The organism is Pseudoalteromonas sp. McH1-7, assembly GCF_013366255.1.
Taxonomy (GTDB): Bacteria; Pseudomonadota; Gammaproteobacteria; order Enterobacterales; family Alteromonadaceae; genus Pseudoalteromonas; species Pseudoalteromonas peptidolytica.
Genome location: NZ_JABWPQ010000022.1, coordinates 81430 through 104305, shown reverse-complemented (window position 1 = coordinate 104305; position 22876 = coordinate 81430). Strand labels below are relative to the sequence as shown.

General features: G+C 41.6%; 22 protein-coding genes. 10 read left to right on the top strand and 12 right to left on the bottom strand.

All coding sequences use genetic code 11. The annotated features are described in order from the left end of the window. From HUZ36_RS21630 to HUZ36_RS21780, 3 genes are all read left to right on the top strand, one after another. On the top strand, positions 1-257 hold a 257-nt coding region (locus HUZ36_RS21630), incomplete at its 5' end, for a hypothetical protein (RefSeq protein WP_217704692.1). 96 nt (positions 258-353) lie between these two features. Next, positions 354-842, top strand: a complete 489-nt coding sequence (locus HUZ36_RS15975; RefSeq protein ID WP_125253511.1) for a hypothetical protein — start codon at positions 354-356, stop codon at positions 840-842. A gap of 25 nt (positions 843-867) precedes the next feature. Beyond that, complete coding sequence (locus HUZ36_RS21780; RefSeq protein ID WP_252095841.1) at positions 868-1104, top strand: hypothetical protein; 237 nt, start codon at positions 868-870, stop codon at positions 1102-1104. A 269-nt stretch (positions 1105-1373) separates the two neighbouring features. On the opposite strand, the gene HUZ36_RS15965 is transcribed toward HUZ36_RS21780, so the two are convergent. The 4 genes from HUZ36_RS15965 to HUZ36_RS15950 all read right to left on the bottom strand — a co-directional run bounded on the left by HUZ36_RS15965 (position 1374) and on the right by HUZ36_RS15950 (position 7195). Further along, the gene (locus HUZ36_RS15965) at positions 1374-2501 is read right to left on the bottom strand and encodes an alpha/beta hydrolase-fold protein (RefSeq protein WP_252096027.1); all 1128 of its coding nucleotides are present in this window, start codon (positions 2499-2501) and stop codon (positions 1374-1376) included. A gap of 164 nt (positions 2502-2665) precedes the next feature. Next, the gene (locus HUZ36_RS15960; protein WP_176033373.1) at positions 2666-4435 is read right to left on the bottom strand and encodes a hypothetical protein; all 1770 of its coding nucleotides are present in this window, start codon (positions 4433-4435) and stop codon (positions 2666-2668) included. A gap of 506 nt (positions 4436-4941) precedes the next feature. Continuing rightward, positions 4942-6225 carry a DEAD/DEAH box helicase gene (locus tag HUZ36_RS15955; protein ID WP_176033372.1) on the bottom strand — a complete coding sequence of 428 codons (1284 nt, stop codon included), beginning with the start codon at positions 6223-6225 and terminating at the stop codon, positions 4942-4944. Positions 6226-6280: 55 nt separating this feature from the next. Continuing rightward, positions 6281-7195, bottom strand: coding sequence for a 4-hydroxy-tetrahydrodipicolinate synthase (locus HUZ36_RS15950; RefSeq protein ID WP_128732325.1), 915 nt, complete (start codon positions 7193-7195; stop codon positions 6281-6283). Between the two features lie 174 nt (positions 7196-7369). Between HUZ36_RS15950 and HUZ36_RS15945 the strand changes: the two genes are divergently transcribed. Next, positions 7370-8023, top strand: coding sequence for a DUF6058 family natural product biosynthesis protein (locus tag HUZ36_RS15945; protein ID WP_176033378.1), 654 nt, complete (start codon positions 7370-7372; stop codon positions 8021-8023). Positions 8024-8366: 343 nt separating this feature from the next. Here the strand turns inward: HUZ36_RS15945 and HUZ36_RS15940 are convergent, their stop codons facing one another. Beyond that, positions 8367-8621, bottom strand: a complete 255-nt coding sequence (locus tag HUZ36_RS15940) for a hypothetical protein (RefSeq protein WP_125253497.1) — start codon at positions 8619-8621, stop codon at positions 8367-8369. A 531-nt stretch (positions 8622-9152) separates the two neighbouring features. Here HUZ36_RS15940 and HUZ36_RS15935 point away from each other — a divergent pair. Together HUZ36_RS15935 and ykgO are read left to right on the top strand one after the other, a co-directional pair. Beyond that, a complete protein-coding gene (locus tag HUZ36_RS15935) occupies positions 9153-9410 on the top strand; it encodes a type B 50S ribosomal protein L31 (RefSeq protein WP_125253496.1) in 258 nt (85 codons plus the stop codon). Positions 9411-9415: 5 nt separating this feature from the next. Beyond that, on the top strand, positions 9416-9553 hold the full coding sequence (gene ykgO / locus HUZ36_RS15930; RefSeq protein WP_080672543.1) for a type B 50S ribosomal protein L36: 138 nt from the start codon (positions 9416-9418) through the stop codon (positions 9551-9553). Between the two features lie 61 nt (positions 9554-9614). Here the strand turns inward: ykgO and HUZ36_RS15925 are convergent, their stop codons facing one another. After that, on the bottom strand, positions 9615-10010 hold the full coding sequence (locus HUZ36_RS15925; protein ID WP_176033371.1) for a cytochrome b562: 396 nt from the start codon (positions 10008-10010) through the stop codon (positions 9615-9617). Between the two features lie 239 nt (positions 10011-10249). Here HUZ36_RS15925 and HUZ36_RS15920 point away from each other — a divergent pair, with 239 nt between their 5' ends. Together HUZ36_RS15920 and HUZ36_RS15915 are read left to right on the top strand one after the other, a co-directional pair. Continuing rightward, the gene (locus HUZ36_RS15920; protein ID WP_176033370.1) at positions 10250-11299 is read left to right on the top strand and encodes an ABC transporter substrate-binding protein; all 1050 of its coding nucleotides are present in this window, start codon (positions 10250-10252) and stop codon (positions 11297-11299) included. A gap of 159 nt (positions 11300-11458) precedes the next feature. Then, positions 11459-13105, top strand: coding sequence for a S8 family serine peptidase (locus tag HUZ36_RS15915; protein WP_128732321.1), 1647 nt, complete (start codon positions 11459-11461; stop codon positions 13103-13105). A gap of 21 nt (positions 13106-13126) precedes the next feature. Here the strand turns inward: HUZ36_RS15915 and HUZ36_RS15910 are convergent, their stop codons facing one another. From HUZ36_RS15910 to ybaK, 4 genes are all read right to left on the bottom strand, one after another. Then, on the bottom strand, positions 13127-13957 hold the full coding sequence (locus HUZ36_RS15910) for an EamA family transporter (RefSeq protein WP_176033369.1): 831 nt from the start codon (positions 13955-13957) through the stop codon (positions 13127-13129). After that, positions 13958-14899, bottom strand: coding sequence for a phosphotransferase (locus tag HUZ36_RS15905; protein WP_176033368.1), 942 nt, complete (start codon positions 14897-14899; stop codon positions 13958-13960). A gap of 273 nt (positions 14900-15172) precedes the next feature. Continuing rightward, positions 15173-17428, bottom strand: coding sequence for an acyl-CoA dehydrogenase (locus HUZ36_RS15900; protein ID WP_176033367.1), 2256 nt, complete (start codon positions 17426-17428; stop codon positions 15173-15175). A 616-nt stretch (positions 17429-18044) separates the two neighbouring features. After that, positions 18045-18503, bottom strand: a complete 459-nt coding sequence (gene ybaK, locus HUZ36_RS15895; RefSeq protein WP_125253489.1) for a Cys-tRNA(Pro) deacylase — start codon at positions 18501-18503, stop codon at positions 18045-18047. Between the two features lie 326 nt (positions 18504-18829). Between ybaK and HUZ36_RS15890 the strand changes: the two genes are divergently transcribed. Further along, complete coding sequence (locus HUZ36_RS15890; RefSeq protein ID WP_176033366.1) at positions 18830-19003, top strand: hypothetical protein; 174 nt, start codon at positions 18830-18832, stop codon at positions 19001-19003. A gap of 175 nt (positions 19004-19178) precedes the next feature. Next, the gene (locus HUZ36_RS15885) at positions 19179-19400 is read left to right on the top strand and encodes a hypothetical protein (RefSeq protein WP_176033365.1); all 222 of its coding nucleotides are present in this window, start codon (positions 19179-19181) and stop codon (positions 19398-19400) included. Between the two features lie 129 nt (positions 19401-19529). Here HUZ36_RS15885 and dnaJ read toward each other — a convergent pair whose 3' ends face one another. Both dnaJ and dnaK read right to left on the bottom strand, forming a co-directional pair. Further along, positions 19530-20666, bottom strand: a complete 1137-nt coding sequence (gene dnaJ, locus HUZ36_RS15880) for a molecular chaperone DnaJ (RefSeq protein WP_125253487.1) — start codon at positions 20664-20666, stop codon at positions 19530-19532. 153 nt (positions 20667-20819) lie between these two features. Beyond that, positions 20820-22742, bottom strand: a complete 1923-nt coding sequence (dnaK, locus tag HUZ36_RS15875) for a molecular chaperone DnaK (RefSeq protein ID WP_176033364.1) — start codon at positions 22740-22742, stop codon at positions 20820-20822. Positions 22743-22876: the final 134 nt, after the last annotated feature.

The following is a 22876-nucleotide window of genomic DNA, read 5'->3' as shown; positions in this document are numbered from 1 at the left end:
CTCAATCCTTGAGTGCAGAGTTAAAGCGTAGCCGACTTTTAAAAAAGGCACAAATTAGTGGTGGGTGTCTTTGGTTTTGTTTTTTTGGTTTTGTTGGGTGTCTTTGGTTTTCTTTTGGTTTTCTTTTGGTTTTGTTTGTCTTTGGTTTTCTTTTCTTCTTCTTTCTTTTGGTTTTCTTCTTTATCGATGAGTGTTACGAAGCCAAAGTACTGGTTATGTTCCTAGCCGATGTGTCACTGAGTTTATGGCTTTTGTAATTGTATTGGCTACAACCAAATGATAACGTGCTGTAACTAATTATAAAAGAGATGCTTCGATGAAAAAGCTTCCGTTGTTAATGAGTGCCAGTAACAGTGACTAAGCAACAAAAACAAGGTCAGCCCTTTATTCCCGATTCTTTTGAACCACCAAAAAGGGTTAGCACATCTCATTTTTCTTTTACCGTGCTAGACGAGCAAATTGCGACTGCAGATTATGAATTGGTGATGGCTAATCAACCACGCTTACAGGGCATATTTGGCCCAAGTTCAAACTGGCCAAAAGCTTCTATGACTTTTGAGGAAAACATTGCAAGTTTAGCCACGCACAGGGAAGAATTTATGTCGCGAGCAGCATTTGCTTATGCGGTTTACACCAGACACAGTGAAAGGTATATCGGTTGTGTCTATATCGATCCGCCTCAATCTTCAGATTTTGATTGTGATGTGTATCTGTGGATAGGGTCAGAAGATATAGCATTGGATGACCTACTCTATCAAACAATTACTCATTGGTTAAAAACGGCGTGGCCATTTTCTAAACTTGCGTTTCCCGGTCGAAACGCTGCATTCTATACAGAGTAAAAACAATAAATTAGGGAAAATCATAATGAAAATGAAAGCGCTATATGCACTGCTACCATTCATGCTTGTTTCAAGTGCTTGCTCTGCAGAAGCGCTGAGTGACAAGGTCAACGCTTATTTTGACGCCCAAAAAGCCGTTGAACACCAACATTCAAAAGAATCTGATGTTACCAATCTACTGATGCTTTTAACACCCGATGCCACATTCGAGCATCCTAGGTTTAATGCCATATTATCAAAAGAAGAATATAAGGCGGGCTGACTCAGCTATCTAGGCCAATACACAAAGTGCGATATCCAAGTAACAAACATCATTGAAGGCCTTAATGCAGTGACCGTTGAGTATTTACACCCTTGCATTGATCAGCAAGGTAACACGAATGAAAAAGAAAATAAGCAAAAGCTTGTGACACTGTTTGAGTTTAGCGGCGAAAAAATTAAACGTATTCGCCACTATTTTTAAGTAGCACTAAATACCCAGCAAATAGACCAAGTCAAATACTTGCGTGGTCTATTTACGTATTTGAAATCTCACTCACCAAGTAACTTAGTTAATCGCTCTTTACGAGCAACAAAAACATCGTAGCCATCATCATCCTTCGATGATAATGCTAGCGCTCTGTTTACTTGCTCTAACGATGCTCGATATTGTTTATCGGTTTCATAACCGTAAGCTAAACCGTTGTATGCGTCTGCATTATGTGGATAGCGTGAAATGCCATACTTAAACAACTTAATTGCTTCTTTCACGTTACCCGTACTCACATGGTGATAGCCGAGCCCTCTTATCGTCGATTCTTGAGGCTCAATCACTTCGCCATACTGAACGGATAGCTGCTGATAATACTCATTAATGGAGCTCAATTCGCCGTTATAAGCACGAACTGGCATTTGGGTCGGAAAAAACAGCTTTTGGTACGCACTAAAAATACCGGCGCTAGAGACAAGCCCATGAGGGACATTATCGTAAGCCTCGCTGAAAAAACGCAGCTCTACAGGTTTGTTATCAGCTAAAAAGTGCGCCATATCTTCATACCGTTCGCGCATCACGCCCCCCTCTTCGCCAATTGCAATAAATAAAAAGTTATTTAATTGCTTGGTTTTGGATATAAATGCTTTGGTGCTTTTTGCGGTGGCACCAAAATTCCACCATACCGCTGGACTATATGCTATGTGGCCTTGAAATAACGTAGGCTTAGTCTGCAACGCGTAGAGTACGAAAGTACCAGCTGCCGATGCGCCGGCAATCACTTTAAAATCGTGAGTGCGGTACTTCTTATTTACAAAAGGAATAAGCTCTGTCTCGATAAACTCTAAAAACTTTGGTGCGCCACCGCCCATGTTCATCGGGCCTGCTGGCTCTTTGTTTTTTGTTGGATAAAGATCTCGCAACCGATCTGTATTTTCAATAGCAACAATTATGACCTCAGGTGCAGCAGAGACGCTTGTCTTTTGCAAACGTTCAAGCACTGCACTCATAAGTGGAAGGCTCCCTTTACCGTCAAGGCGATATATTACAGGATATGTTTTATTAGAATTGGTGTGATAACTTTTAGGAAGTTGTATCGTAACAGTGCGCGTTTCACCGAGCACTATTGAGTTTAGCGTTTTTGTGTGTCGATCGTATTCTTTATTTGCTTTTTGAGTGTCCTGAGCCATTGCAGAACACGAGAGAAAAACTACAAAAAAAACCGTGCAAAACCATTGAGCCGCTTTACCAATTATCATTTATTATTATTCCATTTATATGATTTTATTGGTAAAGCTAGCATATAGAAAAAGGGATTGATAGGATAGATCTCAACCAAATGAAGCTGTTATCTTCATAAATTATCTAATAGCCGATAAATAGCGTTTATCGCAGGATCAATACCTGCAAAGTAACTTTTCGAATCAGGTAGTATAGGCATATGTGGCGGTACCCATATACGGTGATCTTCCGCACGAGATGTTTGATGAAACTGAGATGAAATCAGACCAAATACCCCACTATAAGGCAACTTGAACCGCCCAGCTTCACCGACATGATTAGGTCTAGAACCGCTTGGCTCACCAACCAAAATAGCATCAGTGAAAAGATTTATATTGGTCAGTAAATTTTGAGCAGCCGAAAATGTGTTGCGACCCATTATAACAAATAGTTTGCCATCAGGTTTTGCTGCCTCAAAGTAAATTAACGCTTTTAGTAAAGGCGGTAAAATAGAGCCGTTCCCGCCACTGTTGTGCCGTAAATCCAGTACTAAATGCTTTACTTCATCCTGTTTAACCCTGTCGATTAACGTCTTACTAAATTGGGCTAGCGACTGTGTTTTCATTTGTGCCACTGCATTAAACTGTACCTGTAGTACCCCATTAGATTTATTTAAGTATTGCCAGTAGTGCTTGTCTTTATGCTGTAGGTACTCTGGCGCATTTTTATGATTTTTTGGAAGTGTGGGCAAACCACTAAATGCAAATGCTTGCCCCTCAAGATGAATTTTTTCTGTAACATTATCAGTACTTTGAACTGTGATAGTAATTTTATTTGTACTATCAGCAATACCTAACCCAGTTAACACTTCAGGCATAGCTAAATAATAAGGCGCTAACCAAAGCTGCTGCATTTCATTATCACGAGGGTTTATTTTTGCTGCTTTTGCGATTGCCTCCTCGCTAGAAGTGCCCTCAAAAGCCATGACTTTTTGACCTATCAAAGCAGAGTAATTTGGTGTTGCATCAACGATATAGAGTCCATCTGTAAATACGTAAAACTGCACTGGCAAACGGCTGAAATTACCTTTTTCTCCAAAGGTTGGTACGATAAGGTTATGGCCATTACCTAAGGTGCCAACTAGTTCCATCATTCTAAATACAATTTGCTGGTCATTAAGGTTTGGTATATCCGCGTGTAAACTCTTCGCCAATGCCACCAGCTCAGCGTTGGTGCCAGCCATTTCATTTATATGTAAGCGATTAATTTCAGCAAGTAAAAATTCCAAATCAGCACGCCATTGTTGCACCCGTGTTAGTGTGGGGTCTTTGTACTGTCCTGCCAATATCTGAAATTGCGTATTATCTTTGATAGCATCAAATGCGGCTTTTCCCGCTATACTGCTGCGCTCATCATATCTCGCTGACAGAGATTTTCTTAGCCACTCGTGTGCTTGCTCTATATTCCCAAGCTGTGCATAAGCCTCCGACACTTTTATCATGATGTCGTTTGAAGGGCGTGAAGCATTTGGGATATTGGTTACGTTTACCCCAAGCGTCAGTGCATTTTTCAAAGCGGCTATCGCTTGCTCATGATGCTCCAATTGCATCTGCGTCAACCCAAGTAGGTACCAAGTATCTCCATCATCTTTATAAGACGATGTTAAGCTTTGTAATAGAGGTAACGCCTGTTGCCAGCGCTCTTCACGTACAAAAAACAACGCTTTTTTACGAGTTTTAAGATAAACAACCGGATCTGCAACCCCACCTCGCTGTGGAAAAACACCAATAGCATCATTTGTTGGTGATAGTACCCGAGCAGTTTGAGACATGGCAGGGTGTGTGAAAAGTACACTACTAAAAATTAAACAAGCGGATAGCTGTGCGAAAAAACTCGAATACATCTCTTTTCCTTGTTATCGATTCAACGCTAAATTATGAATGACGCTCTTTTATACCAATTTTCTTAATTAAGTGGTCTATTTTGAGGCGAGAAAACCTTGTCGATAACTAGGCACAAATTTTGCTATTTAGTTGTTCTAAATAAGAAATTTTTAACGCTGTTAGCGTCAGATTGACTCCTTCAAATTGAGCAAGTATTAAGTCAAATTGGTATTACATCAGAGCTGTGTTGTATTCGAACATTCTACTATATTAGAACCTACTATACCTACTTGCTTTACGAAAAGCGCCCCATTTGAGACGCAAAGGCCTTGTCGATAACACTGATGTCGTGTCCAGCTGTCAACGATAGTCTCTGTAACCGTAAAGAAAACTGTTTATCTGTTCTGCCATTAGCAGCTGATTTAATCACTCAAATTGAGTAAATATTAAGGAAGTATCACTCTGAGTAAGATCAACAACGCCAGCATAAAGACTGGCGTTGTTGCTGAAGTGAATTAACTAACGATTATTTTTGCTTCTGCTGCTTGCGCACATTTGCAATACGAGAACGGTTTTTTAATCGAGCTTCTGCACTTGCTTGGTTCGATGGCTTGTTCACACGAGCTTTGCGACGTTGATGTGCAGGCTTTTTCTGAATTGTTTCCACTAGTTTTTCCCGATTAGCGACTTCATACCCTGGTAAGTAGTAACGCGAGATCTGCTGTTCAATTAACTGCTCGATATGGATCAGATCCGACTCTTCTTCACGGCTCACAAAAGTAATGGCGTAACCAAACTGCCCTGCACGTCCTGTTCTACCAATACGGTGTACATAGTCTTCAGCCAGATAAGGGACGTCATAGTTCACTACTCGTGGTAAACCAACAATATCAAGGCCGCGGGCTGCTACTTCAGTGGCGACCATCACACGCACTTTACCCTCAGTAAATTCCCTTAGCGCTCTGCGACGGGCTCCTTGAGTTTTATCACCATGACAAACATTCGCGTCAATCCCGTCGAGCTTTAACTCTTCAACCAGTTTGTCCGCTGTTTCTTTCATGTTGACAAATACCAACACCTGTTGCCAATTCTTTTTACCAATTAGTTCCGAGAGTAGCTCCCGTTTACGCTCTTCTTTGACTGGATATACAACATGGCGAACAGTCTCTGCAGTGCTATTGTCAGGTGTTGTCTGAATAAGCTTAGGTTGATTCAGGACTTGTTTGGCAAATTGCTTCATCGCTGACGGAAAAGTCGCCGAGAATAGTAACAACTGCTTGTTCTCATCTACCGATGCAATTACCTTTTGCATGTCTGTGATAAAGCCCATGTCGAGCATACGGTCAGCTTCATCCAGCACGAGATACTTTACTGTGTTCAAAGCAACATTACCAAGGCGGATATGATCTAACAGGCGACCTGGCGTAGCGACCAGAATATCAACTCCCTGTTTTAAACGCTCAGCTTGGCCGTTAACATTGACTCCACCAAAAAGCGCTTGCACTTTTAAGTCTGTATATTTTGCAAACGTAGCGCAATTATTGGCGATTTGCTCAGCAAGTTCTCGAGTTGGAGCCAGAATAAGCGCACGAGGTGTTAGCTGCGACTCAGTCTCTAGCAATTTTTGGATAATAGGTAATGCAAACGCTGCGGTTTTCCCTGTTCCAGTTTGCGCTGTAGCGAGCACATCGTTGCCCTGACGAATGGCAGGAATTGCGGCCTGCTGAATTGGCGTTAATGTGTGAAAATTGATGTCTTGCAGCGCATCTAAAAGAGGCTGTGCGAAACTAAATGAAGAAAACGTTGCCATAATAACCTACGACCGAATCAAAAACGGTCGCAGATTATAAATGACAAACGGGCTTTTAACAAAACTTAAGCAGCGTTTCGTCGATTAATTTTGGTGTAGCGCCAATAAAATCGCTTTCTTTCAATTGCGAAAGAAGCGCAATCCCCTCTTGTTGCTGTGCAACAGAAAGCGGCACATAAGGTAATCTAAATACGGGCTTTACCGCTGCGGTCATGATTAAAGCGGAATTAATCGCGATTGGATTTGGCTCGCAGAATAACCACTTCATTAGTGGAAGCAAAGATTTGTTAAGCGCGTCATTCGGTGCGTCCATTAATTGCCGGAATAACCCTGGTACCAAATTTGACGTCACAGAGATAACACCGTGGGACTGGCTTTTATGGCGGCTATCATGAGCCTCATCATCATTCCCAGACCAACAAGCAATCCCCATTGCCTCATAATGAGCGATACGAGCATCACCGGCACACTCTTTCATGCCAACGAAGTGCTTGTGATTTGCAAGCGGTTCAATAATGTCGGGGGTAAGATCTTGCCCCGTTCTACCCGGCACGTTGTAGATAAAGGCCGGACCGATTTCTAACACCTCGTTTAAATGCGCTTTCACGCCTGTAATCGAAGTTTTGCCGTAATAAGGGTTAATTTGAAGCGCGCAGTGCATGCCTGAAGCAAAGCCATATTCAGTTGCTTTTTTTGCTTCTCTGGTGTTGTTGCTTCCTGTATTACCAACAATTAATAATCTATCACCAAACTTATTCGCTGAGTGAGCAATCAGCATCAAGTGCTCCTCCCAGTTCATTAGTTGACCTTCACCAGTCGTACCCGCAACTACGATACCGTCTACACCGTTCGTAATTTGGGCTTCCACCAATTTATCAAAGGTATCTAAATCTATTTCGCCCGCCATGGTATAAGGCGTTTTAATTGCTGTGATTAAGCTCGATTTTTTTATTGATTGGATATGATACATGGTTTTTCTATTACTCATTCTGTTAACCGCCATTTTTACCATAAATACGACGGAGATCCGACCCATAAAATCATGAAAATCAATTAAAACTGATTAATTTTGCCTTTGCACACTTGTTATTTGCGTAAAGATCCATCAGAATTACATCCACTGTATATCCATCCAGTTAACTTTATGGGATTGTCACATTTTTTAAATACGCACTTTTATACCACTGCTGAGCTGAGCAGTAGCTTAAAAATTACCGAAGACCGACTGGCCGAATGGCAAAGTCTGAGTCTTTTTCCTAACCCAAGCTACAGCATTCAGAACCAAATAAAGTGTAGTTCTTACTTCGGACTTTATGAATGCGAAGAGTACACCGACTTTTACGCTCGCGGCTTATTAAATTGGGGTCAATTGATACAAAAACACAAAATAGATCAATCGAGTAATGCCTTTGAACTTTTTAGACAAAAATATTGTGAAGCATTGGGTAGATGTGTAGAAAAAGGCTTTTATACTGAAGATCCGTCGTTTAGTGATGATTTAGTTGAACATGTTCAGCAGGTGTGGCAACAGTTTTTGTGTGGTAAATACGGCGTTATTAGCCAAAATGGGCTCATTGAAGAAGCGCTGTATATTGATTTAGGCCGTGCCATTATTGACGACATTACAGAAGCCAGAACAGCTAGTAATATTGCAGCTGAGCAACGAGAACAAGTGCACAATGCAATGAAATTACTCAACAAAGCGTTAGCAGCAAACACTCAAGCTGAGCAAACTGAGTCGCTACGGTCAAAGTACATTGATCAGTTAATCCGTAAGTATGATTTGTCTATAAAGTAGCGTAAATTTAATATCATACTTAACTGACTTCGCTGAGCGTCAAAAGAGAGGCTTCGTCTTGCTCGCAAAAATTAAATACTTCTTGGAACAAATCAGATACCAATATGTACTTCTTCGGGTACAAGACACTTTATCGCCTAACTCCCTCTATGGGCGGTTGCACCTACAGACTGGTGCTAGCTTCAAGCGAATAAAACCGTGATTGTCTAAAGCTCTGATGAATTATTGATAACAGCACGAATAGATGTGCTGTTTCTGGAGCTTGAAGCCTTGTCGATAGCACTTTTCTTAAACACTAATCCTTGGTATTGGTCGTTTGTAATTACAGCGAGAGAAGCTGTGGCTATATTTGCTGCTCAATATGAGCACGAATAATCTCAAACGCTTTTAATACTTTCAATTGATCTTCACATAAACTGTCATACCAAGCATCAAACAATTCATCTTCTTGCTCGCTAAGTGTCTGATACTGCGCTAATAGCGTCACAATATCGCTGTGTGTACAAGACAAAGAATCCAGCTCTTGCTGTAGTGCAGAATCATCGCTGCTTTGCAGTTTAGCTAAAATTGAGTTATCTAATTCAGCTTGTTTATCCATAATGAATGCTCTTTTATCTGTATTTATATCGGTCAACAACGATGCTCTGTTGCAAACCATTGTACTAGGTTTTAGTTATTTATGAGGCTACTGCTTTATACCACGCACGATGTACGTAATACGAGTTACATTCTTCCACCAACAAGTCGGGAGGATAAAGTCCACTCCTAGCTTCGGTAAAAGCTTTTGACTAATAATAATGTCGTTATGCAAACTGCCCTTACATTTATATGGCTTCGAATCAAATTACCGTAAAAACAGGTATGAACAATATACCTGCACTACTCTAATTTTTTGATACGCATATCATAATGATCTGTTATGCAGCATTAGTTATATCAGGCAATTTTGAGGAAAGTAACCCCCTTTTTTTTAACTGCTCAAGATACGTTCAGTTTCATGTTGATGGCGACGATAAAACAACCATTATGCTGTAAATATCATCTCATCAAAATTTAGTTGTTGAGAATAGTTTTTATTTAATTTATATTTGATATGGTATAACAACACATAAATGTAGGAATCGTTGTAATGAAACCAAATATTCACCCTGACTATCAACTTGTTGCTTTTCATGACACATCTGTAGACAAATACTTTATCGTGGGATCCACTATTAAAACTGACCGAACGATTGAGTTAGATGGTAATACTTATCCCTATTTTCCGATCGATGTGTCTAGCGCTTCTCACCCTTTCTATACAGGTAAGCAAAAACTTGTTGCAAGTGATGGCCGCGTTGCGCAATTTAATCGTCGCTTTAAAAATTTAGCGTCTAAAAAAGGATAAAAATCATGAAAGTCTTAAGCTCACTTAAAAGCGCTAAAAATAGGCCAGGATGTCAAGTTGTGAAAAGAAGAGGCAGAGTGTATGTGATCTGTAAAACTAACCCTAGATTTAAGGCGGTACAGGGTAAAAAGAAAAAGCGCTAAATGTATAAACAAGTGCCAATCAACATCGCTGATCGGCACTTGATTAGAATAGACTTTACTATCACTTGTTTCCAAATAACAGTTCCCAAAAGCTTGGTGGCTCATGGAGCTCGTGATATTTCTTCCTCAACTTATCGACTTCCAGTAATTTTTGACGTGCAGCATCAAGTTCGCCTGACGCAAGTCGCTGCTCAACTAACGCCACAGTTTCTAATACTTGCTCAAGACCGGTTAATGATTCTGAAGCTACCGTTTTCTTAAAATTAAACGCTTTGCTTTCACGTACAAGTAGCTTAAATTCATCTAGATGTACCTGCATTTGTTGTTTTGTTTCAGACTGCACTGCTAATTTGTATATATGTCCCATCTTTTTCATTGTTTTATTCAGGTCACTTTGCTCGTTTGCGATGACAGAAGTAGCAACAAAAAATATGATAGCGTAAATTACTTTTATCATGAGGGTCTCCCTATTAGATTTGCCGCTTAGTATAAAGCAAATGCAATCAGAGCTACATTTATTGTTGATAACCTAAGTACCTTCGTAAACAGCTGGCTTAAAACAACTAGTACCCGACCCTCCTTTATTAAGCCACATGATGTGCGTGACAATGACAGTCACTAAAGCGCATTTATGAGCTATAATTTGTAAAGCAACGGTTCTTTTGACTTATCAATACAATTTCGCAGCTATGGCTTATGTTCAAAAAACTCGTACTTTTCATCCTGCTCTTAATTACCTCAAAGATAGCTTTAGCTGCACCACGATTCAGTGTTACGTTTGTGAATCCAGGCTTTGCCAACGAAAACCCCACAGGAGACTTCTGGCGTAATGTAAGCAGGATTATGCAAGCAAGCGCCAATAACCTAAATATCGAGTTAAAAATTAGCTATGCTGAGCGCAATCATATTTTAATGAAGCAACTGATAAGCCAAGCATTATCCAATCAGCCAGACTACCTTATTGTCGTAGATGAGAAATCCAGCGTTATTCCTTATTTATTATCAATACCAGCCTCAAACGTAAAAATCATATTTTTGCTAAACGGCCCGTCAAAAGAAGCAGAACTCGCGCTAGCCAATGCAGGACATCAAATTATTGGCACTATTGAACCTAATAATTTCCAAGCCGGGTTTAAGTTAATGCACCAACTTGCGAGAAAATCAATGAAGTCCACCGCCCCATCTAAACACCTGTTAGCACTGCTAGGTGATGTCGCAACTGCAGCTGCATTGGATAGACAGAAGGGCATGCTAGCCTACCTTGAACATAATAAAGAGATTGAGTTAATCGCTGAAGAAAACAGTCAGTGGTCACAACAAGAAGCGTACAGAATAACAGCAGCATGGTTACGTCGAGATCCATCAATTACAACAATATGGGCTGCCAATGATCCAATAGCCATTGGCGCCTTAAAAGCTGCAAATGAACTGCAGCGAAAAGTAGTCGTAGGTGGTATTAATTGGGATAAGAATATTGCCCCGCAACTTGACGTTTCTATAGGTGGTCATGTTCTTCTTGGGGCTTACACACTTACTAGGCTTGCCCACTATCATCAATTCCAAAACTACATTGGACATTTAAAAGTATCAATTTTCGAACAACTAGACACGTCAAACTTACTTCTTTTTAACGCGATCCATGGAAACTTTATTGGACAGCTGGAATTTTCACGTTACATTAATGAGCCAGAGCAATTTACAATACGGGAAATAAACAACTCAATAAAGCAAAAAAAACAACAATAAGCCACCCATATATTTATACTTTTAAAATTATTAATTCAAATACAGAAATTAAAAACTATAAATAATGCAATTTGGAAACTAATGGCACCTTCCAATTGACAGCGATGTCAACACCTGTTTTAGTTACAAAAGTAAACAACATGTAAAACAGGTGAACTTATGAAAAACAGTAAAAAAGCAACAAAATTTATCAAGCTTTCGGCGTTAAGCGTATGTGTTTGCGCGAGCCTCTCATCAGTAGCGCAGGCGGACACTCAGCGTGTTATCGTGACATTAAAAGATAACGCCACAACTAACGTATTACCGCTACAGCTAAACGATCTTGAAGCCGCGCATTTGAAGTCTCAGATCCTTTCGGAGGCGGCATACACAACATTAGGTACAACGGCTTTGGGCACACTTCCGAGTGTCAATGCGTATGTTGCAGAGGTATCTCCGGCACAAATGCAACAACTGCAGGAAGATAAGAATATTGCTCAAGTTGAGATTGACCCAAAGCGTTACTTGCCGGCGATAGAGCCTACTGCAATTGACTTGCTAGCAGAAGCCACTCCATATGGAATTAGAATGGTACAGGCTGATCAGGTTTCAGATAGTTACAGCAGTAATCGCAAGGTTTGTATCATGGATACAGGCTACACGCTAGGTCATCAAGACTTACCTAATACTGGGATCACCGGTAATGATGGCTATGGTAATTACGATACAGGTTTATGGAGTAATGACGGCAACGGACATGGCACTCACGTAGCTGGTACAATAGCAGCGCTTGGTGGTAATGGAACAGGTGTGGTTGGTGTAAACCCATCAGGTCAATTAGGTCTGCATATTGTTAAAGTATTTAACGACCAAGGCCGTTGGGCATATGGCTCTAATCTTATTAAAGCGATTGAGCAGTGTGAGCAAGCAGGCGCTAACGTAACCAGCATGAGCTTAGGAGGCAGTGGCAGCTCTACGGCGGAACGAAACGCCTTTGAACAAAGTTATCAACGTGGCATGCTACATATTGCCGCAGCAGGTAACGGCGGTAACAGCTCGCTAAGCTATCCGGCATCTTATGATGCAGTTGTGTCAGTTGCTGCGGTAGATAGCTCAGAATCTAAAGCTTCATTCTCACAGTACAACAGCCAGGTTGAAATTGCAGGGCCTGGTGTTGGTGTTAACTCTACATGGAATAACGGTGCTTACAGAAGCATTAGTGGTACATCGATGGCAACACCTCACGTTTCCGGCGTTGCAGCATTGGTTTGGAGTCAATTCCCGCAATGTACAGCCAAGCAAATCCGAAATGTGTTAAATGCAACTGCAAAAGATAAAGGCCAAGCCGGACGTGATACGTCTTATGGTCACGGTATTGTCCAAGCGAAAGCTGCTGTAGATTATTTAACTGCGAATGGCTGTGATACCTCAGGCGCTGTAAATGCGAACTTTAGCGTTACAGTAGATGGTATGACCGCTACATTCAGTAACCAATCGACGTCTGGTCGCTACCAGTGGCAATTTGGTGATGGTGCAACGAGCTCGCAAACAAACCCATCACATACCTATGCTTCAGCTGGTACTTATCAAGTGACATTAACTGTAACTGCTGCAAACAATAAAACAGCATCAAAAACAGTTTCCGTTACAGTAGATGGCGCACCTACAGGATGTAAAGGTATCCAAGAATGGAATGCGACAAAGCGCTACTATAAAGGTGACCGAGTATCATTCAAAGGCTTCGAGTACAAAGCTACATACTGGTCACAAGGTGCAAGCCCTGAAATCTACTCAAATGTTTGGACAAAGGTGGCACAGTGTAAATAACAACTTGATGAGTAGTGGTGTTTAAGCACCACTACTCATTGCTAACAAAACACTGGCAATCAAGATAACTAATATCATCCACCACTCTCTTATTGATAGCTGTTCTTTAAAACACCACATGCCGAGCAAACTCGCACTGACGATACCAATGGCTCTTTTCAGCCCCTCCACCATCCCAGGCTGTAGCCCACTTAATGCTTGCATCTGGGCAATAACAGCAATGGCAAACACAAGCGTCGACAACCCCCAAAGCCCAGCATGCTTTGTTAGCTCTTGAAATGAATACCTCGGGCGTAGAAAGATGAAGTTAACCATAAGCACCATTAGGGTAATAAACGTGGCATGAAAAGAAAGCGAACTGTACTGTAATGCTTGCTTGTCAAAAACAATACATAACCCCCAACAAAATGATGTGATAGTTACTTGTTTTGCACCAGGCTCTTGAAAGATAAATTTGCCACCTTGCAATATGAAAGACGCACTCACAATCACCGTAAGAAGAAGTGACTGATGTAAGGTTAATAATTCCCCCAGTAATAGCCAAGCAAAAATGCCAGCAACAGCAGGAGTAACCGATAACAGAGGTAAGATCAATGCCATCCTGCCCAGTGCCAACGCTTGAATAAAGCTGACGCTACCAATAGCTGCAAGTACTCCGCTAATTAGCGCAGGTTTAAAATATTTCCAATCAGGTAGCTGCTTATCAACGAAACACCAATAACCAAGGTAGACTGGTAGCACAAGCAGACTCAACATCACTGACATCTGTGCCACGCTATAATAGCTCGCTAGCCTTTTTCTTAAAAAATCAAAAATAGCCCAGTGTAAAGCGCTTAGTAGGGCAACCGCCATTTACCGCCCTTGTTGTAAAGCAATTTGAGTTTGAAACTTCATGTATTTATTAATTTTAAAGTGATCAGGCTTCCAGCCTAACAAAAACCGATAGAAGTCAGCCCACACAACCGGCCACAGCGCTTCCCACTCGCTAAGTAGCTGTGCTACGTCTATTGAGGCTGCTTTGCCTAACAGCTCGACCCGTAAGGTATCTAAGTACAACTTAAGGTAGTCATCCGCATAAAGTAGTTGTGCTTGCTCATCTAAAACCGAGGTAATGAACAGCATTAAATCTGAAACTCCAATGCCTTTGCCCACGTATTGGAAATCAAATCCCAGCGCTTGCTCTCCATTAAATGCAAAATTAGCTAATTTTGCATCTCCGTGGATCCATGTGTGCCAGTAGCTATTTTTTATTTTATGGTGCAATAAACTGGCGGCTTGCTTTACTTCACCATCAGCCATTCTTTTAAATTCATCAGGACGAGTTTCTAGGTGCCAGTAATTTCCTTGCTCCCAAACATGCTCTGCGGGGCTTTGTAAAAAGTGAGCATGAAACTTGGCAAGCCAGCCAATCACAGCCATTATTTGTGCTTCAGATGGTTTATCAACTTGCACAAAACCCTGACTAGAGAAGTCCCTAAATACAATGTAATCCATACCATTAGCTCCACCTTCCCCTAAATAACTCGCGGTATTACAAGGCGGTATAAGCTCGCAAGCATGGTATTTATAAAAGTGCCTTTCTACTTGGTATGAGTGTGCTTTTCTCTTTAAGGCCACGGCTGACTGTGAAATGCGTGAGTGTGTTACCTGCTTAGGCACTTTGGTTCTTTTTATCGCTAATTTACCAACGTCATGGTTGATAAACAGCATATCACCACAACCGCTCCAAAGTTGCTGATTTCTTTTTAATGAGATGGGCACAGAAATTACATCATTAGGAATAATTATTTTCACTGAGTTATACCCTTTTTGTTATTTAACTTGAAATGTAATTAATCAATCTCTCTGATTAATTATTCGCCCAAGTTATTCAAACACAACACCAAAGCCTGCTCGTTTGATAAGCCCTGAGCGTCAAAATCAACAACACTCGGTCACCTAATATAAACAAGCTATTGTCCCGTGAGACTCTTAGTATAGCTGCTGTTATTATCTTTACCCAACATGAAAAAGCCCTTAACCAATCGGCTAAGGGCTTTTAAGTTTACCAACAAGTGAATGGCTAACTTATTCGTTTACCGCTTGCTTGACAGCTTCTTTTGCGGTTTCCTCATTAAGTAAGTTTAAATCAAAGTCAAACTCATCTACGCGAATGGCTTTTTCACGCTTACGATTGTAGTCAACTAATTTTGCGTATTCTTCTTCATTGATAAGATTTGCAACTAGTGCATTATCAAGAGTTTGCTCAAAACGAACACCAGGTTGAATTTCACGTCGACGAACGGCTTTTTTCACCTTAGCAAGTAAATCTAAACAGCCCATTTTAGCTTTATATGCCTGCTCATTAATATCGTGTCCGTCACCTGCTGTAGGCTTAACAAGGTGGGTTAATTGAGCCTTAAATGGTGTATCCATTTGTGCAGCAGCGGCGAGCTCGCGCACCATGTTATCATTTATTTTCGGCATCTGTTTTCCACTAAACTGCATCGTGATTACACGCATGAATTTACGAGTACCGCTCGCAGGGAAGTTGTCCAAGAACTTATGCAGTGCTTCTTCTGCGCTAGTTAACGCGTATCTTGTTGCGTAGTGGAAATAAGGAGCCGCCTGCTCACGCTCAGATACCGCAACTTTCTGCTCATAGTATTTAATGGACGCCATTGCTGCATATAGGTAACTCATAACATCGCCTAGTCGGGCGGAGAGCATCTCTGCTTGCTTCAATTTACCGCCCAACACAAGTAATGAAAAGTCAGCATATACGGCAAGTTTAGCAGCAAGCCTATGTGCCGCTTTTTCATACTCTCGAACTTCTGGCAGTGATGACTTAGCATCAGCAGTAAATGGCATCACACCGTACTTGAATGCGCGTAAGCTGTTTGCAACGCTGTAGCTTACCGTTTTGGTCAGAATACCTCTGAACTTACTGTCAGCATTTTTTTCTTCGCTGTGGATTGACTCTACCATTGATTGCAAGTAAGGGTGACAACGCATTACACCTTGACCAAAAATCATCAGGTTACGAGTCAAAATATTTGCCCCTTCCACCGTGATCGCTATTGGCTGAGCAACATAACCGCTTGCAAGTGTATTTTGCGGACCGTTTTGGATTGCCTTACCAGCAAGAATATCCATCGCTGAGTCAAGCACGTCACGACCAGTTTCCGTCATGTGATATTTAGCGATAGCCGTCACTACTGATGGCTTAAGACCCATCCCCAAACCTTCAGTAGTTAGCACTCGCATTGCTTCTTGCAAATATGCTTTGCCTGCGATATCCGCCAACTTTTCCTGAATACCTTCAAACTGACCAATAGACAGGCCAAATTGCTCACGGACAGCCGCGTATTCAGATGCCGATTTTAGTGCTACTTGGCTTGTCGATACGCCAAGCGCAGGTAATGAAATACCACGACCGGCACCTAAGCAACTGACCAGCATTTGCCAGCCACGACCAATATTCTTTTTGCCGCCGATAATAAAGTCCATAGGAATAAAGACTTTTTCACCGCGGGTTGTACCGTTATAAAAGCGAATTCCCATTGGGTCATGACGATTACCAAGTTGCACACCCGGGTGATCATGCGGTATTAACGCACAGGTAATGCCAAGTTCTTTTTTACCGCCAAGCAAACCTTCTGGATCAAGTACTTTGAATGCTAGACCAAGAACGGTTGCGATTGGCGCAAGAGTAATGTAGCGTTTATCCCAAGTTATTTCGAGACCTAGAACTTCTTCACCATTGTGCACACCTTTTGTAACAATGCCTTGATCCGGAATGCCACCGGCGTCAGAACCCGCTTCTGGACTTGTTAATGCGAAACACGGAATATCACGGCCATTGGCTAGACGAGGAAGGTAGTGCGCCTGCTGTTCTTTAGTACCGTAGTGGAGCAACAACTCGCCAGGACCCAGCGAGTTTGGAACCATAACGGTTACCGCTACAGCTGAAGACTTGGTAGCAATCGTGCCAACAATCGTTGAGTTGGCGTAAGGGCTAAACTCTAGACCACCGTACTCTTTTGGAATGATTAGTGAAAAAAATCTTTCTTTTTTCAAAAATTCAAGCACATGCTCTGGCAAGTGTTTGCCATTTTGAATTTCTGAGTCATCTATCATACCCATGAGTTCTTTCACAGGACCATCTAAAAACGCTTGTTCTTCAGTGCTTAGCTTGGCTTCTGGCACAGCGCGTAGTGCTGCAAAATCAGGTTTACCTTGATAAATCGATCCTTCTAACCAAACATCACCGGCATCTAATGCTTCTTGTTCTGTGATAGAAATGCTTGGGAGGATCTTTCTTAAATTCGTTCTTAAGCTCATAATTAACTCATCCGACCAGATAAATATACTTACATTACGGCATAAAAATGCGTTTAGATCAATTACTCTACCTCTCTTTTTAACGCTTTTTTTACTGAGTTATCTAGCGATTAATATAAATGACTGCAAAATTAATAGCTTACACGTGTAAGTTGAAAGTAATATTTTGCAGAGCGATGACAAAAATATGCTTAAAAAAGGGAAGCTCTCCGTTGTGACATAAGAGAAGCTGAGATAGATGTTAGCTTACGCCCAAAATGAAGACGGCTTGATATCATGAAGTAGCAAGACATGCTGTTCAGTATGGCGCTATTTTTTGGCTATAACTTACAATGCACAACAACGTCTTGGTACTAATAAATGAAGCGTTTTAGCTCCTTAAAAGTAATGGCTTATCACATCAATACAAATAATATTTCGTCAAAAACAGCTACAATAGAGCACCTTATTCATCCGGTATAATAGTCTTTTGGGCGTCATCGTAGCGCACCAAAGCTATAACCTAAGGTAGGTGTAGTCGGCGATTTTTGCTTGATCCCAAGCTTCAGTTACCTTCATTATGAAATAAACGTTTCTTAGCCACACTGATAACTAAACGCTGTGCAAAGTTGTGACGCTAAAAACATGCTATTTTTGCTTTGCAAATAGCTTTTATATCTGTCGGCGAAATGGCCACTTCCACTCCACGTTTCCCTGCACTCACATACACTTGCTCAAATGACAAAGCACTTTCGTGGAGTAATGTAGGCAGTTGTTTTTTCTGGGCAAATGGGCTAATCCCGCCGACCAAATAACCGGTAACTTTTTGTGCATACAGCTGTTCAGCAAGCTGCGCTTTTTTACCTTCACATGCCTTTGCAAATGCTTTCAGATCCACCTGTTTAGTTGCTGGTGATACCGCTACATATAGTTGCCCATCAACCTCTATTAATAATGTTTTGAATACTTTTTCTCTATCTAAGTTAAGCTTTGTTGCAGCCTCATTTGCAAAGTCATTGTCGTTAGGATCATGCTCAAATTGCAGTATTTTAAATTCAACGTTAGTCTTTTTGAGTAAGTTAATCGCTGGAGTCATCAAGCTTCCTTTTACACTTCTGTTACTATTGCGCAAGTATTCTGATATTAATGCGCTTTCTCTTTAAGATGTCAATCTTGTCTATACTGATAAATACCAAACAAGCAAGTCTAGATTTCAGGTGAGGATCTTAGCTCTGCTTATTTTTTAAGTTTGTTTTTGTAGCAGTTTGGTTATACCCATTTGCTTAATTAAGTGATCTATTTTGAGGCGAGAAAGTCTTGTCGATAACTCCGCTACCGCGTCCTGCTATCGCTAAGGTACCTACATCCATATAGGCAAGGCAAAAATTTTGCTATTTAGTTGTTCTAAATAAGAAATTTTTAATGCTGTTAGCGTCAGGTTTACTCCTTCAAATTGAGCAAGTATTAAGTCAAATTGGTATTAGTACTGATATGAGGCAGCCGCTACGCACCATAGTTACTCAATGTGAGTCAGGCGATAAAGGCCCTGTGCACCTGCAAAGCCACCCTAGCCTGTATTCTTGTATGGCAACATAGTAGTAATGTGGATCAAGCGCTTCTCTTTGAGTCCACCTAAGTGATTTTGTACATTGTTACTCAACTTCTGCTTAGATTACTGGCGGCAAGTAGAGTGTTGCGACCAAAATACACTAAGGAGAATAAAAACCAAACGGCGAAGGACAAGCACCTCCTGTTATTTCGGTGGAAGGTAATGAAAATATTGATAGTTAAATATCTGTTTTGCCTTGTCGGGTTCTTCTTATTGGTATTAGTTTTATGTCAAGAGTATGAACATTGGAAAACCATGCAGCTATGCAGTAATAAGTGTGCCCATCTCACAGCGACGAAAAATATTCGCGTGCACGCCAAGATCAGTGGTGCTGTTTGTTATTGCGGAAAAGCACCAACGCACATCTTGATTGTTGAATCGTAATATTCTTTCCAATCAACAATGCCCACATTATTTGTGGGCATTATAAGTAAGCTAGCTACCAAACGTACATTCAATGCTGTTAGGACAAAAGTCCACGACTAGAACAGCATTGATTATCCGAAATTCAAGCTACTTAGTTAAGTCGTCAAAGAACTTTTTAACGCCGTCAAAAAAGCCTTGCGCTTTAGGGCGGTTTTTACCATTATTTTCGCCCATAGAGTCTTCAAATTCTTGAAGAAGCGCTTTTTGACGCTCGTTTAAGTTTACTGGCGTCTCCAGTACGACTTTACAAATTAAGTCACCTACCGCACCACTGCGCACAGACTTCACACCTTTACCGCGCATACGGAACATTTTACCAGTTTGGCTTTCTGATGGAATTTTCAGTTTTGCACGACCATCTAGCGTCGGGACTTCAATTTCGCCACCAAGTGCTGCTGTTGTAAAGCTAATAGGCACTTCACAGTATAAGTTATTGCCATCGCGTACAAAGATAGGGTGTTCTTTTACACTCACCTGTACATATAAATCACCGGCTGGAGCACCATGTGCACCGGCTTCCCCTTCACCGGATAAACGTACTCTGTCACCCGTATCAACCCCAGCTGGGATCTTAACATTCAGTGTCTTCGTTTTTTCTACACGCCCTTGTCCATGACAGCTGTTACATGGGTCTGAAATTATCTGACCTGTGCCCTGACAAGTTGGACAAGTTTGCTGTACAGCAAAAAAGCCTTGGCGCATTTGAACTTGGCCTGCACCATGACAAGTTGTACAAGTTTTAGGCTTCGAGCCAGCTTTTGCACCACTGCCATCGCATGGTTTACAGCTCACCCAAGTTGGAACTTGAATATCAACCTGCTTACCACGTACCGCTTCTTCAAGACTTAACTCAAGGTTATATCTTAAATCAGCACCACGTTGTTGTCTTGATTGACGACGGCCACCGCCACCACCAAAGATATCACCGAATACGTCCCCGAAAATATCGCCGAAGTCGCCAGCACCGCCAAATCCACCATGACCAGCACCACCGCCTTGTTCGAAAGCTGCATGGCCGTATTGATCATACATCTGGCGTTTTTGACTATCAGTCAATATCTCGTAAGCTTCTTTTACTTCTTTAAATTTCGCTTCGAGTTCAGCGTTACCAGCAGTACGGTCAGGGTGATACTTCATTGCAAGACGTTTATACGCCTTTTTAATGTCACGTTCACTGGCGTCTCTTGCAACACCTAATACTTCATAATAGTCAGGTTTAGACATTTTTATCACACTACTCTTTCTTGGCAACTTATGTCGTTGCAGACTCTATTGAGCCCTGTCGCTTGCAAATAATTGCGAGACAACAGTCTAATTTATAAACACGTAGGGCGCGACAAGCCATACAGCCAGCGCGCCCTCCTTTAAGACCTACAATTACTTGTCGTCTTTAACTTCTTCAAATTCAGCGTCAACTACGTCATCGTCTTTTTTCGCTGAATCTTGTTGGGCACCTGCATCACCGCCAGCTTGTTGAGCTTGCGCTTTTGCTTGAGCGATTTCCATTAGCTTTTGAGATTTCTCTGCTAGCGCTTGTGTCTTAGCATCGATTTCTTCTTTGCTGTCGCCCTTAATTGCTGCTTCTAGCTCGCCAAGTGCAGCTTCAATTGCTGTCTTGTCATCAGCAGGAAGGTCGTCACCCGCTTCTTCCACTTGCTTGCGTGTTGCGTGAACAAGTGCATCAGCTTGGTTACGAGCGCCAACTAGCTCTTCAAATTTCTTATCTTCTTCAGCATTTGCTTCTGCATCACGTACCATTTTTTCTACTTCATCATCGCTTAGACCTGAAGAAGCTTGGATAGTGATTTTCTGCTCTTTACCTGTATCTTTGTCTTTCGCAGATACGTGTAAGATACCATCTGCATCCACATCAAAAGTAACTTCGATTTGTGGTACACCACGCTGAGCTGGACGAATACCTTCTAGGTTGAATTGACCTAGAGACTTGTTATCGCTTGAGCGCTTACGCTCACCTTGTAGTACGTGAATTGTTACTGCAGACTGGTTGTCTTCTGCTGTTGAGAAAGTTTGCGACTTTTTAGTAGGGATAGTCGTATTTTTCTCGATTAACGCAGTCATTACTTGACCCATAGTCTCAATACCTAGAGACAGAGGACAAACGTCAAGTAGTAGTACGTCTTTCACGTCACCCGCAAGTACACCACCTTGAACCGCAGCACCGACTGCTACCGCTTCATCAGGGTTTACGTCTTTACGAGGCTCTTTACCAAAGAACTCTGCAACTTTCTTCTGTACCAGTGGCATACGTGTTTGACCACCAACTAGGATGATGTCGTTCACGTCGTTTACAGACAGATCTGCATCAGCTAATGCACGCTTTAGTGGCTCGATTGATTGCGCAACCAAGTCTTCAACTAGTGACTCAAGTTTTGCACGAGTAAGCTTAACATTCATGTGCTTAGGACCTGTCGCGTCAGCAGTTACGTAAGGTAGATTAACCTCTGTTTGCTGTGCAGATGAAAGCTCAATTTTTGCTTTTTCTGCAGCTTCTTTAACACGCTGCATCGCTAGCGGGTCAGTCTTCAGGTCAATACCTTGATCTTTTTTGAATTCAGCAACTAAGTAGTTGATAACGCGGTTATCAAAGTCTTCACCACCTAAGTGAGTGTCACCGTTGGTTGCTAGTACTTCAAATGTGTGCTCGCCTTCAACTTCATCAATCTCGATGATTGAGATATCGAATGTACCACCACCTAAATCGTATACTGCAACAACATTGTCGCCTTGTTTTTTATCCATGCCGTAAGCAAGAGCTGCTGCTGTTGGCTCATTGATAATACGCTTAACTTCAAGACCTGCGATACGACCTGCATCTTTTGTTGCTTGACGCTGTGAATCGTTAAAGTATGCAGGAACTGTAATAACAGCTTCTGTTACTGCCTCACCAAGAAAGTCTTCAGCTGTTTTTTTCATCTTCTTAAGAACTTCAGCTGAGATCTGAGGTGCAGCTCTTTTCTCACCACGCACTTCAACCCAAGCGTCACCATTGTCCGCTTTTACGATGTTGAAAGGCATGATGCTAAGGTCACGCTGTACTTCTTCATCTTCAAAACGACGACCAATTAGACGCTTGATCGCGTATAGTGTGTTTTTAGGGTTAGTCACCGCCTGGCGTTTTGCCGGCTGACCTACTAGTGTTTCACCATCATCTGTAAATGCAATAACAGAAGGAGTTGTGCGGTCGCCCTCAGCATTTTCAATAACGCGCGGCTTGTCACCATCAAGTACCGCTACACAAGAGTTAGTAGTACCTAAATCGATTCCAATAATTTTACCCATGAATCATCTCCGACTTCAAAATTCGTTGTTCAGTTAGTTGCTTTGATAAATAGGGCCGCCAATTTGTAATTCAAGCGTCACAACTAAAAAAAATTAAAAAAAATCGAATTTTTTTCCTGTTTCATGTGTTTCGC